We start from the raw sequence: 13871 nt of genomic DNA, 5'->3' as shown, positions 1-13871 counted from the left end.
AGAAGCAGCCGCATCACCGATCGTGCGCCTTCAGGCAGCGACCGGGATGACATCGACCGCCTGCTCGCCGATCTGCTCGCCGGTGGTTTTCAGGACGCCGACAATCGGCGCCACGTCGGAATAGTCGCGGCCGTATCCCACCGTGATATGGTCGTTGCTCGCCCGCATGCCGTTGGTCGGATCGAATTCCTGCCAGCCGGCATCGCGCCCGCACCAGGCCTTGACCCAGGCATGCATGGCGTCGGCGCCTTCGAGCCTCGGCTTACCCTTGGGCGGGATCGTGCGCAGGAAGCCGCTGACATAGCCGGCGGGGATGCCAAGCCCGCGCAGCCCGGCGATCATGATGTGCGAGAAATCCTGGCAAACTCCACGCTGAAGCGCAAAGGCATCGCTGGCGCGCGTCTGCACGGTAGTTGCCTTGCCGTCATAGGTGAAATCGCGGTGGATCCGATTGCAGAGATCGACCGCCGTGGCGATCGCCGAACCGGCGAGGCTTTCCCGCGCATAGTCCGTGATTACCGGATCGATGCTGGCGTGGTCGCTGGCGGCGAGGAAGTGATGCGGCGCGTCGGGGAACAGCGAACGCACCGCGTCGAGTTCCGCCCTCAAGCCGTGAATGTCGGGCGAGACGTCGAGGCCGGCTTCCGGCCGCGATACCGACACACGGGCGCTCATCCTGACGTGGAGCTCCTCATGCGCGTCGCGAACGGCGATCGCAGTGACGTTGTTGCCGAAGAAATCGGAAAAATCCGCGCGCTCGGCCGGATTCGGCTGGAACGACAGCGAGGCGGCGATAACCCGCTGCACGCCGGCGATCGTCTGTGGCAGCACGCGCACCTGGTGCCTGCCGCCGCCGGCTGCGGCCGCATAGCCGTAATGAAGATGGAGCCTGATGTCGTAGAGCATTTATCCAAAATAGGCCCTGGCGAGACTGTTGTAGAGATCGCCGATCTGAATGGCGAGATCGTCCAGCACCTTCGCGGTCATGTCCTGAGGCTCCATCACGGCGAGCGCCGTGTTGAGCTGCAGGATTTCTTTCGCCGCGGGCGACATATGTCCCTCGCCCCCGACGGAAGGCAGCATGCCGATCTCGGCCTTGAGCCGCTCGAGCTGGAACAGGATCGAGCGCGGGTTGAGCGGATCGAGCGCCAAGAGGTCTATAACCGTGCGCCGGCCTGACTGAACCGGATATTGCCGGCGGTGGGTCATGACGCTGTCGCCGATCTCCAGCATTATGTCGAGTGCGCCGTCGGGCGCGTCTGCCTTTGTCAGTCTGGCTAGCGTGCGCGCGATCTGGATGCCACGTTCCAGTCGGCGGCCGATCTCCAGGAAGCGCCAACCGGTGAAGCGGTACATGTTCTCGTGCAGCAGCCCCGAGAAGCCCGCAAGCTTTCGCAGCATCACGGTCATCGCCCGCGTCGCGTCGTCGCCCGGAGCGACCGTCTCCGCGAATTTGTGGATGGTCTTCGACAGATCCTTCAGCGCCAGCCAGCCATCCGGCGAGAAGCGGTCGCGGATCTGGCCGGCGCTGTAGACGGCGCTGTCCAATGTGCCGATCAATCCAAGCGGGATCGCGGTTTCGACCTCGATGCCGAACGGTTCGAGATAGTCTCTGATGTCGGCGAGCAGCGGCATCTCGGGATCGGATGTCTCCGCCAGCCTGACGTGATAAGCGCGCAGCACCCGCACCGTGTCTTCCGAGCGCTCGATATAGCGGCCGAGCCAGGTCAGGTTTTCCGCGGCGCGGCTCGGCAGGCTGCCGGGCATGGTGCGGGTGAAGCCGTCGGTCTCCTGCGGCAGCAGCGTCTCCCGCTCGACAGGCCTGTGGCTGACCACCCAGACATCCGCCGCCTGACCGCCGCGCTGCATGGCCATCGCGGTCGGGTCGAGCGAGAAGCCGACGCGTGCAAAGCCGCCGGGCATCACCGTCCAGCCTTCGTGTGTTCGCGCCAGGTAGACGCGCAGGCTGGCGGGCCGCGGCTCCAAGCGGCCGCCGGCAAAGACCGGCGTAGTCGAGAGCGTGACCGCCTCCTGGCCGACGAAGCCAACCCCGTCGGCTTCGATCCGCGCGATAAGCTCCGCCCGCTCGCCGGCCGAAAGCGCCGAACCGAGCCTGGTCGCGCCATCGTCCTCGAAGGCAAGCCGTGTCGACAGCGCCGGGCCAACCACCATGCGGTCGATATTGGCCAGCACATGGTCGCGTTCCGCCTGCTGTCCGCACCACCAGGTCGCAATGTTCGGCAGCTTGAGTTCCTCGCCATGCAATTCCCGTGCGATCCGCGGCAGGAAAGAAAGCAGCGCCCGCGTTTCCGCCAAGCCGGAACCGAGCCCGTTGACGGCCGAGACGGTGCCGCGCCGGATCGCCTCGACCAGCCCCGGCGTGCCGATCTGCGAGTCCGGTTTGAGCTCCAGCGGATCGGCGAAAGCGGCATCGAGCCGCCGCCACAAAACGCCGATCGGCATCAGGCCCGAAACCGTGCGCACCATCAGCCGGCCGCCGGACACCGTCAGGTCCTCGCCTTCGAGCAGCATAATGCCGAGATAACGCGCGATATAGGCGTGCTCGTAATAGGTCTCGTTGAGCGGTCCGGGCGTCAGGATGGCGACACGGCCGCCGGAATCCTTCGCCATGCCGTTCAGCGCATCACGGAAGCGGCGGAAGAAGCCGGCCAGGCGATGCACATGCAGCTCGCCATAGATGTCAGACAAGGCGCGCGTGGTGGCAACGCGGTTCTCCAGCGCAAAGCCGGCGCCCGACGGCGCTTGCGTGCGGTCGCCCAGAACCCACCAGCGGCCGTCGGGGCCGCGGCCGAGCTCGAAGGCGACCATGTGCAGGAAATGGCCGCTGGCCGGACGGACGCCGACCACCGGGCGCAGATATTCCGGGCTCGCCGCAATCAGCCCCGCCGGCAGGATTCCCTTCTCGATCAGCCGGTTCGGCCCGTAAATGTCGGCCAGCATCGTCTCGAACAGGTCGGCGCGCTGGACGAGGCCGGCGCTGATCTCGGCCCATTCCTTCTCGTCGATCAGCAGCGGGACATGCGCCAGCGGCCATTCGCGCTCGTTGGCGCCGGCTTTGTCGTAGACGCGGTAGTAGACGCCGGCATCGCGCAGATATTGGTCGGCGCGGGCAAAGCGCTGTCCGAGCGCCTCAGCCCCCAGATCGTCCAGCGCTCCGATGAAGGACTGCCAGGCCGGGCGCGGATTGCCCGACGCGTCGACCATCTCGTCGACGACGCCTTCAATCGGCCGGTAATGCTCCAACAGGCTCTGCGCCCGCGGCCTGCCGCCCGCCCGTTGCTGATTCCCCTTGGCCATGCTCGATCAGAATCTCGCCGGTCGCCTGAGGTCAAGGGTCATGGGAAACTCTTCAGAACCTTGTTCTTCACGCAGCACATAGGCACCCGGCGTATGGCCGCGCGGCTCGAAGCGGGCCAGCCGCCGCGCCTCCGCCTCGTTGCCGTTGACCGGGAAGGTCTCGTAGTTGCGGCCGCCCGGATGCGCGACATGATAGACGCAGCCTCCCAACGAGCGGCCCGACCAGCGGTCGTAGATGTCGAACACCAACGGCGTGTTGACCGGAAGGGCCGGATGCAGGCCGGAGGCCGGCTGCCAGGCCTTGAAGCGCACGCCTGCCACCGCGACCTCTCTGCTGTCGGTCGCCTTCATCGGTACGATGCGGCCGTTGCAGACGACCGCGTGACGCTCCGGATTGAGGCCTTGCGTCCTCACCTGCAGCCGCTCGATGGACGAATCGACGAAGCGGACCGTGCCGCCGATCGCGCCTTGCTCGCCCATCACATGCCAAGGCTCCAGCGCCTGCCTGAGCTCCAGCTTGACGCCGCCATGCTGCACCTGGCCGCAGAACGGGAAGCGAAATTCGAGTTGGGCTGCGAACCATTCCGGGCGGAAGTCGAAGCCGTTGAGCTTCAGATCTTCCAGCACGTCGAGGAAATCCGCCCAGACATAATGCGGCAGCATGAAACGGTCATGCAGCGACGTGCCCCAGCGCGCGAAGCGGCCGTCGAGCGGGTTCTTCCAAGCCCGCGCGATGATAGCGCGGACCAGCAATTGCTGGGCGAGCGACATCCGGGCATTGGGTGGCATTTCGAAGCCGCGGAACTCGACCAAACCGAGCCGTCCCGTCGGACCGTCCGGCGAGAACAATTTGTCGATGCAGATTTCCGAACGGTGCGTGTTGCCGGTCACGTCGGTCAAGAGATTGCGGAACAGCCGGTCGACCAGCCACGGCAACGGCGCCTCGCCCTTGTCGGGATGCGGCACCTGGGCCAGCGCGATCTCGAGTTCATAGAGGGAGTCATGCCGTGCCTCGTCGATGCGCGGCGCCTGGCTGGTGGGGCCGATGAACAGGCCGGAAAACAGATAGGAGAGCGATGGGTGCCGCTGCCATTGCAGCACCAGGCTCTTCAACAGGTCCGGCCGGCGCAGGAACGGACTATCGTTGGGCGTCGCGCCGCCGACAACGACATGATTGCCGCCGCCCGTGCCGGTGTGACGGCCGTCGATCATGAACTTGTCGGTGCCGAGCCGCGACTGCCTGGCTTCCTCATAGATCGCCGTGGTCGTCGCGACGCATTCCCGCCAGTCGGCGGCCGGGTGGATGTTTACCTCGATGACGCCGGGATCGGGCGCCACGCGGATGACGTTGAGGCGCGGGTCGTGCGGCGGCCCATAACCCTCGATATGCACCGGCAGGCCGATCGCCTTGGCCGCGTTCTCGGCCGCCGCCACCAGCTCAAGATAGTCCTCAAGCGCCTCGACCGGCGGCATGAACACGCAGAGCCGCCCGTCACGAGGCTCGACGGTGAGCGCCGTGCGCACCGCACCGCCGATCTCGGTGATCTCCTGCTCGATGCGGTCCTGCTGGCCCGTTGTCGCGGTGAAGGACGCTGCCAGCTGGCGGCGCGCCATTTCGTCGGGGCCCTCAAGTTCTGCTGGGGCAGGTTCCGGCAAGAGAGCGTCGCGCGCCGGCAGCGTAGCGCGCGGCAGCGACGGATCGACCGGCACGATATAGGGGTATTGCGCCGGCGGCACGTAGGGCAGCGCGCCGAGCGGCAGCCGATAACCGACCGGGGAATCGCCCGGCACCAGGAACAGCCGGCCGCGCCGCGTCTTCCACTTTTCCGAACGCCAGCGCTGCCCGGCGGCCTGGCTGTTCCAGCGCTGCACCGGCAGCACATAGCCTGACGGCTTGGTCAGGCCGCGCTCGAACACACGTGCCATGCGGCTGCGCTCTTCCGGATCCTCCAGCTTCGAGTTGGACGGGTCGACATTATCCGGCAGCTTGCCTTCCTTGAGCAGCCATTCGGCCGGATCCTCATAGGCCTCGCCGACCATCGCCTTGTCGATGCCGAGCTCGGCGGCGATCGCCGTGAGCAAGCTTGCGGCCTGCTCAGGCCCGACAGAGACGGTGCTCGTTTCGCGCGCGATCAGCGACGGGTCGCGCCAGACCGGCTCGCCATCGGTGCGCCAAAAGAGCGAGAAGGTCCAGCGCGGCAGGCTCTCGCCCGGATACCACTTGCCTTGCCCGTAGTGGAGGAAACCGCCCGGCGCGAAGCGCTCGCGCAGCCGGCGGATCAGCTGATCCGCCTTGTCGCGCTTGGTCGGCCCGACGGCCGCCGTATTCCATTCGGCAGCCTCGAAATCATCGATCGACACGAAGGTCGGCTCGCCGCCCATGGTGAGCCGCACATCCTGTTCGCGCAAAACCGCGTCGACCTTGTTGCCCAAGGCGTCGAGCGCCTCCCAGCTTTCATCCGAGAACGGCTTGGTGATGCGCGGATGCTCGGCGATGCGATCGACGCGCATGTCGAAGTCGAAATCGACATTGGCGAAGCTCGCCATGCCGGAGATCGGCGCGGCATTGCGGAAATGCGGCGTCGCCGCCAGCGGCACATGGCTTTCGCCGGTGAGCAAACCGGAAGTCGGGTCGAAGCCGATCCAGCCGGCGCCCGGAATATAGACTTCGCACCAGGCGTGCAGGTCGGTGAAATCGACCGAGGTTCCAGGCGGTCCGTCCAACGAGACGAGGTCCGGCTTCAACTGGATCAGGTAACCGGAGACAAAACGCGCTGCGATGCCGAGGTTGCGCAGGATCTGCACCAGCAGCCAGCTCGAATCTCGGCACGAGCCTTTGCCGGCGGCCAGCGTCTCCTCCGGCGAATAGACGCCGGTCTCCATGCGCACGATATAAGCGATTTCGCGCTGCAGCCGCGCGTTGAGGCCGACCAGGAAGTTGACCGTGTTTGTCGGACTGCGGTCGATGGTTTTCAGGAAGGCCGACAGCAACGGGCCGGCCGGCTCGGGCGTGCGGTATATAGCGAGGTCTTGCCTGATCTCTTCCGGGTACTCGAACGGGAAATTCTCGGCTGATTCCTCGACGAAGAAATCGAACGGATTATAGACCGTCATATCGGCGACTAGATCGACTTGGATCTTCAGTTCCGTCACCGGCTCCGGGAAGACGAAGCGGGCGAGGAAGTTGCCGTACGGGTCCTGCTGCAGGTTGACGAAATGCTTCTTCGGCTCGACCTTCAGCGAATGGCTGAGCACCTTGGTGCGCGAATGCGGCGCCGGGTGCAGCCTGATCACCTGAGGGCCGAGAACGACCGGCCGGTCGTATTTGTAATGGGTCAGGTGGTGGACGGCTGCCAGAATTGCCATGGTGCCCCGGGGAACGGCGTTTCAATCGCCGAACCCTGACATAAGTGCTGGGCATTCTCCAAGCTGAGATGTTGCGCTGCACCTAATTTAAGCAGCGTTGCCAGCTTAGAAAAACGCCTGAAGCCCCGTCTGCGCCCTACCCAGTATCAGCGCATGCACGTCATGCGTGCCCTCATAGGTGTTGACCGTCTCCAGGTTCTGGGCATGACGCATCACGTGATAGCCGATCTGGATGCCGTTGCCGCCATGCATGTCGCGAGCCTGGCGGGCGATGTCGAGCGCCTTGCCGCAATTGTTGCGCTTGACGATCGAAATCATCTCCGGCGCCATCTTGCCCTCGTCCATCAGCCGGCCGACGCGCAGCGAACCCTGCAGGCCGAGCGCGATCTCGGTCTGCATGTCGGCGAGCTTCTTCTGGAAGAGCTGCGTGCCGGCGAGCGGCTTGCCGAACTGCTTGCGGTCGAGGCCGTACTGCCGCGCGCGGTGCCAGCAATCCTCGGCCGCGCCCATGGCGCCCCACGAGATGCCGTAGCGCGCGCGGTTGAGACAGCCGAAGGGTCCCTTCAGGCCCGAGACATTGGGCAGCAGCGCCTCCTCGCCGACCTCGACGCCTTCCATCACAACCTCGCCGGTGATTGAGGCTCGCAGCGAAAGCTTGCCGCCGATCTTCGGCGCCGACAGCCCCTTCAGGCCCTTTTCCAGCACGAAGCCGCGGATCTGGTTGTCATGCGCGGCCGACTTTGCCCAGACGACGAAGACGTCGGCGATCGGCGCGTTGGAAATCCACATCTTGGAGCCGGAAAGCCTGTAGCCGTTCGCCGTCTTCTCGGCCCGTGTCTTCATGCCGCCCGGATCGGAGCCGGCATCCGGCTCGGTGAGGCCGAAGCAGCCGATCCATTCGCCGGAGGCGAGCTTCGGCAGGTACTTCTTGCGCTGCTCTTCCGAGCCGTAGGCATGGATCGGATACATGACCAGCGACGACTGCACGCTCATCATCGAGCGGTAGCCGGAATCGATGCGTTCGACTTCGCGCGCCACCAGCCCGTAGGTGACGTAATTGGCGCCGAGCCCGCCATATTCCTCTGGAATGGTGATGCCGAGCAGGCCCGCCTCGCCCATCTCGCGGAAGATCGAGGGATCGGTTTTCTCATCGGCATAGGCTTCCTCGATGCGGGGCGCCAGCTTGTCGGCGGCGAACGCCGCTGCGCCGTCGCGCACCATCCGCTCGTCTTCGGAAAGCTGGTCCTCGATCAGGAAGGGATCGTTCCAGACGAAGGCGTTCTTCTCGGCGGCCATGAGGTGGGTCTCCCGGTAAAATCTTGGATGGCCCGGCTTATCCGCCTCCATCTGGAAAAAATCAAACGAAATTGCATCAAGCATCAATGAGCGATAGTAATAGGTCATGAACGTCCAGCGCCGCCTCTTGCCAAACATCAGCGCGCTTGCCGCCTTCGAGGCGGTGGCGCGTCTCGGCTCCTTCACCGCCGCGGCCCGCGAGCTCGATCTCACGCAAGGTGCCGTCAGCCGGCAGATCAATCTGCTGGAAGAGCAGTTCGGGCGCCGGCTTTTCGAACGCGACAGCCGCAATGTCAGGCTGTCCACGGCGGGCGAAATCTACGCCGGCGCGGTGCGCTCAGCACTCGCGCAGTTGCGCGATGCGGCGATTGGATTGATGAGCAATCGGCATAGCGGTGTTCTCAACCTTGCCATCCTGCCGACCTTCGGCACGCGCTGGCTGATGCCGCTCATTCCGGATTTCGTCGCCCGTCATCCGGACATCACGATCAATTTCGCCACGCGCATTGGCCGCTTCGACTTCGCGCGCGAGCGGCTCGACGCCGCAATCCACCACGGCATGCCTGATTGGCCGGACGCTGATTGCACGCTTTTGATGCGCGAGACCGTGATGCCGGTCGCCGCGCCCGAATTCCTGGCGCAGCGGAAGGTCGCGACGCCGGCCGATATCGGCCGCCTGCCGTTGCTGCACATGGCAACGCGTCCCGACGCCTGGAGCGAATGGTTCGAGCATCAGGAGCTCGACGCGCCGACCGGCCCCGGCATGCAGTTCGAGCAGTTCGGTACGGTCGCGCAGGCCTGCATGGCGGGGCTCGGCGTGGCGCTGCTGCCGCAGATCCTGATCGCCGGAGAATTGCAGCGTGGCCAGTTGGCGCCGGCGCCGGGCAAGCCGATGCAGAGCCGCAGTGCCTATTATCTCGTCGTGCCGCACGCCAAGCGCGGCCATCCGCCGGTTGCCAGCTTTCGCGACTGGCTGCGGGGCCAGGTTGAGAAGGAGCCGGCTGTTCTGGCGTGGTAGCTATTTCCGCTTCATCGCCTCGGCGAGCGCCGCGCCGAACGCACCCTGTGACGGCTTTTCAGGCTGGCGCTGCGGCGCCGGCGAGCGCGGTACGGGCTTGCCGCCGCCGCTGTCGCGCTGGCCGACCCGAGGCGCCCCACCCTGGCCGCCATCCTTGCGCATCGAGAGGCCGATGCGATTGCGCTTGATGTCGACATCGACCACTCGAACTTTCACGACATCGCCGGCCTTTACCACCTCATGCGCGTCCTTGATGAAGCGGTCGGCCAGCTGCGAGACATGCACCAGCCCGTCCTGGTGCACGCCGATGTCCACGAAGGCGCCGAAGGCGGCGACATTGGTGACCGTGCCTTCGAGCAGCATGCCGGGCTTCAGGTCCTTGATGTCGTCGACGCCTTCGGCAAAGGTCGCCGTCTTGAAGCCCGGCCGCGGGTCGCGTCCGGGCTTTTCCAGTTCCGCGATGATGTCGCGTACCGTCGGCAGGCCGAAGCGCTCGTCGACGAAAACACGAGGGTCGAGTGCCTTGAGCGCGGCACTGTCGCCCATCAGCGCGCGCACGTCGCGGCCGCAGGCGGCGACGATCTTCTTTGCCACGCCATAGGCTTCCGGATGCACGGATGAAGCGTCGAGCGGCTCGGAGCCGTTCGGGATGCGCAGGAAGCCTGCGCACTGCTCGAACGCGCGCGGTCCAAGCCGCGCCACGTTCAGCAGATCGCGGCGCGTAGCGAACGGGCCGCCGACGTCGCGATGCGCGACGATCGCTTCGGCAAGCGATGGCCCCAGTCCCGACACGCGCGCCAAGAGCGGCGCCGATGCCGTGTTGAGGTCGACGCCGACGGCATTGACCGCATCCTCCACCACCGCCTCCAGCGAGCGGCCGAGCCGGTACTGGTCGACATCGTGCTGATACTGGCCGACACCGATCGACTTCGGCTCGATCTTGACCAGCTCGGCGAGCGGGTCCTGCAGGCGCCTGGCGATCGACACCGCGCCGCGCAGCGACACGTCGAGGTCGGGAAACTCGGCGGCCGCCGTCGCCGAGGCCGAATAGACCGACGCGCCGGCCTCGCTGACGATCACCTTGATCGGCTTCGGCCCGCCGTCGGACGGCAGGCTGGCGAGCATGTCGGCCACCAGCTTCTCGGTCTCGCGGCTGCCGGTGCCGTTGCCGATCGAGATCAGCTCCACCTTGTGGAAGCGAATGAGCCTGGCAAGTTCCGCCTGCGTGCCGCGCACATCGTTCTTTGGCGGAAACGGATAGACGGTGGTCGTCGCCACCAGCTTGCCGGTACCGTCGACCACAGCCACCTTGACGCCGGTGCGGATGCCGGGATCGAGACCCATCGTGGGCCGGGAGCCGGCGGGCGCGGCGAGCAGCAGGTCCTTGAGGTTGCGGGCAAAGACATGGATGGCCTCGTCCTCGGCCCGCTCGCGCAGGTCGCGCATCAAATCAAGCGTCAGATGGAGCGATAGTTTTATCCGCCAGGTCCAGCCGGCCACTTCCATCAGCCAGCGGTCGCCCGGCAGGGTGCTACCAATCGCATAGGCGTTGGCGATCATCCGCTCGACCGGTTTCACCGGCGATTGATCGTCGGCATCGACTTCGATGTCGAGCGACAGCACCTCTTCGTTGCGGCCACGCAGCATGGCCAAGGCGCGATGGCTGGGCACGTTCGCCCAGCGCTCGACATGATCGAAATAGTCGGAGAATTTCGCGCCCGCCTCCTGCTTGCCGGCGACGACCCTGGCGCGCAGGAAGGCGCGCTCCTTCATATAGGCGCGCAGCTTGCCGACCAGATCCGCATTCTCGGCCAACTGCTCCGACAGGATGTCGCGCGCGCCTTCGAGCGCCGCCTTGGCGTCGGGAACCTCCTCTGTGAGATAGGCTAGCGCGAGTTCGGCAGGCACCGCCGAACGGTCGGCGAGGATCGCCTCGGCCAGCGGCACCAGTCCACGTTCCCTGGCGATCTCGGCCTTGGTGCGGCGCTTCGGCTTGTATGGCAGGTAGATGTCTTCGAGCTCGGCCTTGGTGGTCGCCGCCGCGATTTTTGCCTCGAGGTCCTCGGTCAGCTTGCCCTGCTCACGGATCGAGCCGAGGATGGTGTCGCGGCGCGCATCCAGCTCGCGCAGATAGGCAAGCCGCTCGGAAAGGTCGCGCAACTGCGTGTCGTCGAGGCCGCCGGTGACCTCCTTGCGGTAGCGCGCCACGAAAGGCACCGTTGCGCCCTCGTCCAGCAGCCCGATTGCGGCTGCCGCCTGCTCCGGCCGCGAGCCGATCTCGGCCGCGATGATTGCTGCGATGCGCTTGATGTCCGATGCCATGCTGGTTCCTGCCGAAAAGAGCGGCGACAATAGGCCGGGACGACGGCTGCGCCAACCGCGCTGTCTCCACCCGACAGGAAAGCTCCACAGGAAAGAGCTGCGAGGAACGACCAGCCGAACGGCTCAAACCATCCGGCTCAGGGCCTCGAAGAAGGCGACGACATCGAGATCAAGCTGATCGTCGACCGGTTCCGGCTGCGACGACATCTTGGCGATGACCACCTCGTCGCTCGGGTTGACGTAGATCCACTGGCCGTGAATGCCGATGCCGCAGAAGGCGCCGCTTGGCGTGCCCATCTGGTACCATTTGTTGCGGTAGCGGCCCTTAGGGAAGAGGAACACCATCGTACCGCGCCGCCACGCTTCATGGCTGCCGCCGCTGGCAACCGTGTCGCGCACCCAGGCCTCCGGCACGATGCGGCGGCCATTGGCCGTGCCGCCCTGTCGCATCATCTCGCCGATGCGGGCAAGGTCGCGCGGCGTCATCGACATGCCGCCGGCGGTACGCGCCGTGCCTTCCATGTCGACGGTCACCGACATCTCGCTCGCGGCGCCCAGCGGCAGCCACAGTTTCTCGCTGAGCAAGTCGCTGACGCGTTTGCCGGATGCCCGCTCCACCAGGATGCCCAGCATATCCGAATTGGGTGAGCGGTAACGGTAGGTCTGCCCATGCGGCTCGGCGAGCCGCGGCAACGTCAACAAAAACGCAGCGAGGCTTTCCGACCCGCCGCCTGGATTCCACAGTGTCGCGCGGCGATAGCGGGCGAAGGCGCTTTCCGGATCGAGATAGGCCTCCTCGAAGTCGAGGCTGACCGTCATGTCGAGCACATTGCGCACGCTCGCATCGCCATAGGCCGAGCCCTTGGCTTCGGGGATGTATTCTGTCACCGGCGCTTCCGGGTCGAACACTCCCTCGCCTTGCAGGATGCCGGCGAGGATCGCCGTCACCGACTTGCTGATCGAAAAGATGATGTGGCGCTGACCGAACGCCATATGCGGGGCCGACCAATCGCCGACCAGCCTGCCGCCCTTCAGGATCGTCAGCCCGTCAGTGTCGGAGCGCTTCAGGAATGCTTCGACTGTTTCGGCGCCGCCGGTCAAGGTGACTTTCTCCTCGAGCAGCGCGCCGAGCGATTTCACCTCTTCCTCGCCGCCGGGCGCGGCGGCAACGTGGACGCTCGGCACCAGTTCGCCGACATTCTGGAACGACCATTGACAGAACGGCCTCAGCCGCCAATTATCGAGCCGCACATCCTTGCGGGCAAAGCCGTATCTGGTCTCGAACGCGGTGTTGCCGGTCACGATTGTCTCCCGGTCGTCCATTTCTGACTTTCAGCCTAGCGCGGCGGCTATGGCGTGCACGGCCTTAAGCGTCGCCACCGAATAGGCGGCGTTGAGGAAATCCGGATAGGTCGAAAGCTTCACGACGACCATCCTGTGCTCCCAGCTGATATGGATCATCTGGCCGAACACGCCCTTGCACATCAGTGCGCGAGAGCGTGGATCCTCGATCCAGAACTGGTTGCGGTAGCTGCCGTCCGGAAGGCTCGGGCTGAAGTCCGGTCCGTGCTTGCCGCTGCGCGTCGCCTCGATCCACTCGGCAGGGATGACCCCGCCGCCATTGTCGAGGATCAACTGGCCGAAGCGGCCATAATCGCGCAGCGTCGCGTTGAAGCCGCCATCGGCCAGCGCATAGCCGGCGCTGTCGACTGTGAAACAGGCGCTCTCGTCGGCGCCGAGCTTTTGCCAGAGTTCTTCCGAGACCAGCTGCGCCAGGCGCTTGCCGCTCACCCGCTCCATGATGAAGGCAAGCACATCGGTCTCGATCGAGCGGTACTCGAAGGCCTCGCCATGTTCGCGCACCTTGTCCTTCAGACGCAGGATCAGCTCGAACAGATGCGCGGGCCACCGGAAATCAGGATCGCTGCCCGGCGGGATCGGCTTCCAGCCGGTGGCGACATCGACCTGACCGATCTCGGAATAGCGATCCGTGTACTCTTCCGAGAAGCGCACGCCGGTCGTCATGTCGAGCACTTGCTGCACGGTGGCCCCGGTCCAGGCGGTCTCGCCGAGCTCCGGAAGATAATCCGTCACCAGCCTGGCCGGGTCGATCAGGCCGCGCCCGACCAGGATGCCGAACACCGATCCGGTGACCGACTTTGCCATCGACTGCGACAGATGCAGCGTGCGTTCGTCCATGCCGTTGAAGTAGCGCTCATAGGCGACCCTGCCGTCCTTCAACACCAGCAAACCGTCCGTGTAGGTCTCATCGAGCAGGCCCGCGAGCGTTGTCGGCCGGCCCTCGCTATCCGCCACCGCCAGGTCGTCGAGATCGACCTCGGCGCGCTCGAGCCGACGGCGATGACCTTGGCCGCGCCAGACCTCGACGGTCGGCAAAAACTCACGCACGTGCTGGAAGGCCCAGCGGTTCCACGGTCGCCGATCCCAGTCGAGCTTCGGCAGAGCCATGGCCGGTGGCGAGCCCTGCATGATCGGCGGCCGCGGATCGGAGTTGCGGTAAGATGTCATCAATCCTCCCTGCACATAAGAA

Annotated in this window: 8 protein-coding genes; 1 reads left to right on the top strand and 7 read right to left on the bottom strand. The window is 65.6% G+C overall.

Going from position 1 to position 13871, the window contains the following annotated elements; translation table 11 throughout:
* Nucleotides 1-30 precede the first annotated feature (30 nt).
* The 4 genes from EJ078_RS20400 to EJ078_RS20385 all read right to left on the bottom strand — a co-directional run bounded on the left by EJ078_RS20400 (nucleotide 31) and on the right by EJ078_RS20385 (nucleotide 7980).
* Nucleotides 31-906, bottom strand: a complete 876-nt coding sequence (locus EJ078_RS20400) for a transglutaminase family protein (RefSeq protein WP_127216948.1) — start codon at nucleotides 904-906, stop codon at nucleotides 31-33.
* Nucleotides 907-3318, bottom strand: coding sequence for a circularly permuted type 2 ATP-grasp protein (locus tag EJ078_RS20395; RefSeq protein ID WP_127216949.1), 2412 nt, complete (start codon nucleotides 3316-3318; stop codon nucleotides 907-909). It abuts the gene before it with no gap.
* Between the two features lie 6 nt (nucleotides 3319-3324).
* Entirely contained in the window at nucleotides 3325-6684 is a 3360-nt protein-coding gene (locus EJ078_RS20390) for a transglutaminase family protein (protein WP_127847409.1), read from the bottom strand.
* Nucleotides 6685-6789: 105 nt separating this feature from the next.
* Nucleotides 6790-7980 carry an acyl-CoA dehydrogenase gene (locus tag EJ078_RS20385; protein WP_067002729.1) on the bottom strand — a complete coding sequence of 397 codons (1191 nt, stop codon included), beginning with the start codon at nucleotides 7978-7980 and terminating at the stop codon, nucleotides 6790-6792.
* Nucleotides 7981-8086: 106 nt separating this feature from the next.
* Between EJ078_RS20385 and EJ078_RS20380 the strand changes: the two genes are divergently transcribed.
* Nucleotides 8087-8998: a LysR family transcriptional regulator gene (locus EJ078_RS20380; RefSeq protein WP_127217261.1), complete on the top strand. Its 912-nt coding sequence runs from the start codon at nucleotides 8087-8089 to the stop codon at nucleotides 8996-8998.
* On the opposite strand, the gene EJ078_RS20375 is transcribed toward EJ078_RS20380, so the two are convergent.
* From EJ078_RS20375 to EJ078_RS20365, 3 genes are all read right to left on the bottom strand, one after another.
* Nucleotides 8999-11320 carry a Tex family protein gene (locus EJ078_RS20375; protein ID WP_127403491.1) on the bottom strand — a complete coding sequence of 774 codons (2322 nt, stop codon included), beginning with the start codon at nucleotides 11318-11320 and terminating at the stop codon, nucleotides 8999-9001.
* 123 nt (nucleotides 11321-11443) lie between these two features.
* Complete coding sequence (locus EJ078_RS20370; protein WP_127215186.1) at nucleotides 11444-12622, bottom strand: serine hydrolase; 1179 nt, start codon at nucleotides 12620-12622, stop codon at nucleotides 11444-11446.
* Between the two features lie 30 nt (nucleotides 12623-12652).
* Nucleotides 12653-13849 carry a serine hydrolase gene (locus tag EJ078_RS20365; protein WP_127215187.1) on the bottom strand — a complete coding sequence of 399 codons (1197 nt, stop codon included), beginning with the start codon at nucleotides 13847-13849 and terminating at the stop codon, nucleotides 12653-12655.
* Nucleotides 13850-13871 lie beyond the last annotated feature (22 nt).

Origin of the sequence: Mesorhizobium sp. M1A.F.Ca.IN.022.06.1.1 (assembly GCF_003952605.1) — a bacterium.
In the GTDB taxonomy this organism is placed as follows: Bacteria; Pseudomonadota; Alphaproteobacteria; order Rhizobiales; family Rhizobiaceae; genus Mesorhizobium.
Note: the sequence above shows the minus strand (reverse complement) of the source record. Positions and strands in the feature narration are given on the sequence as shown.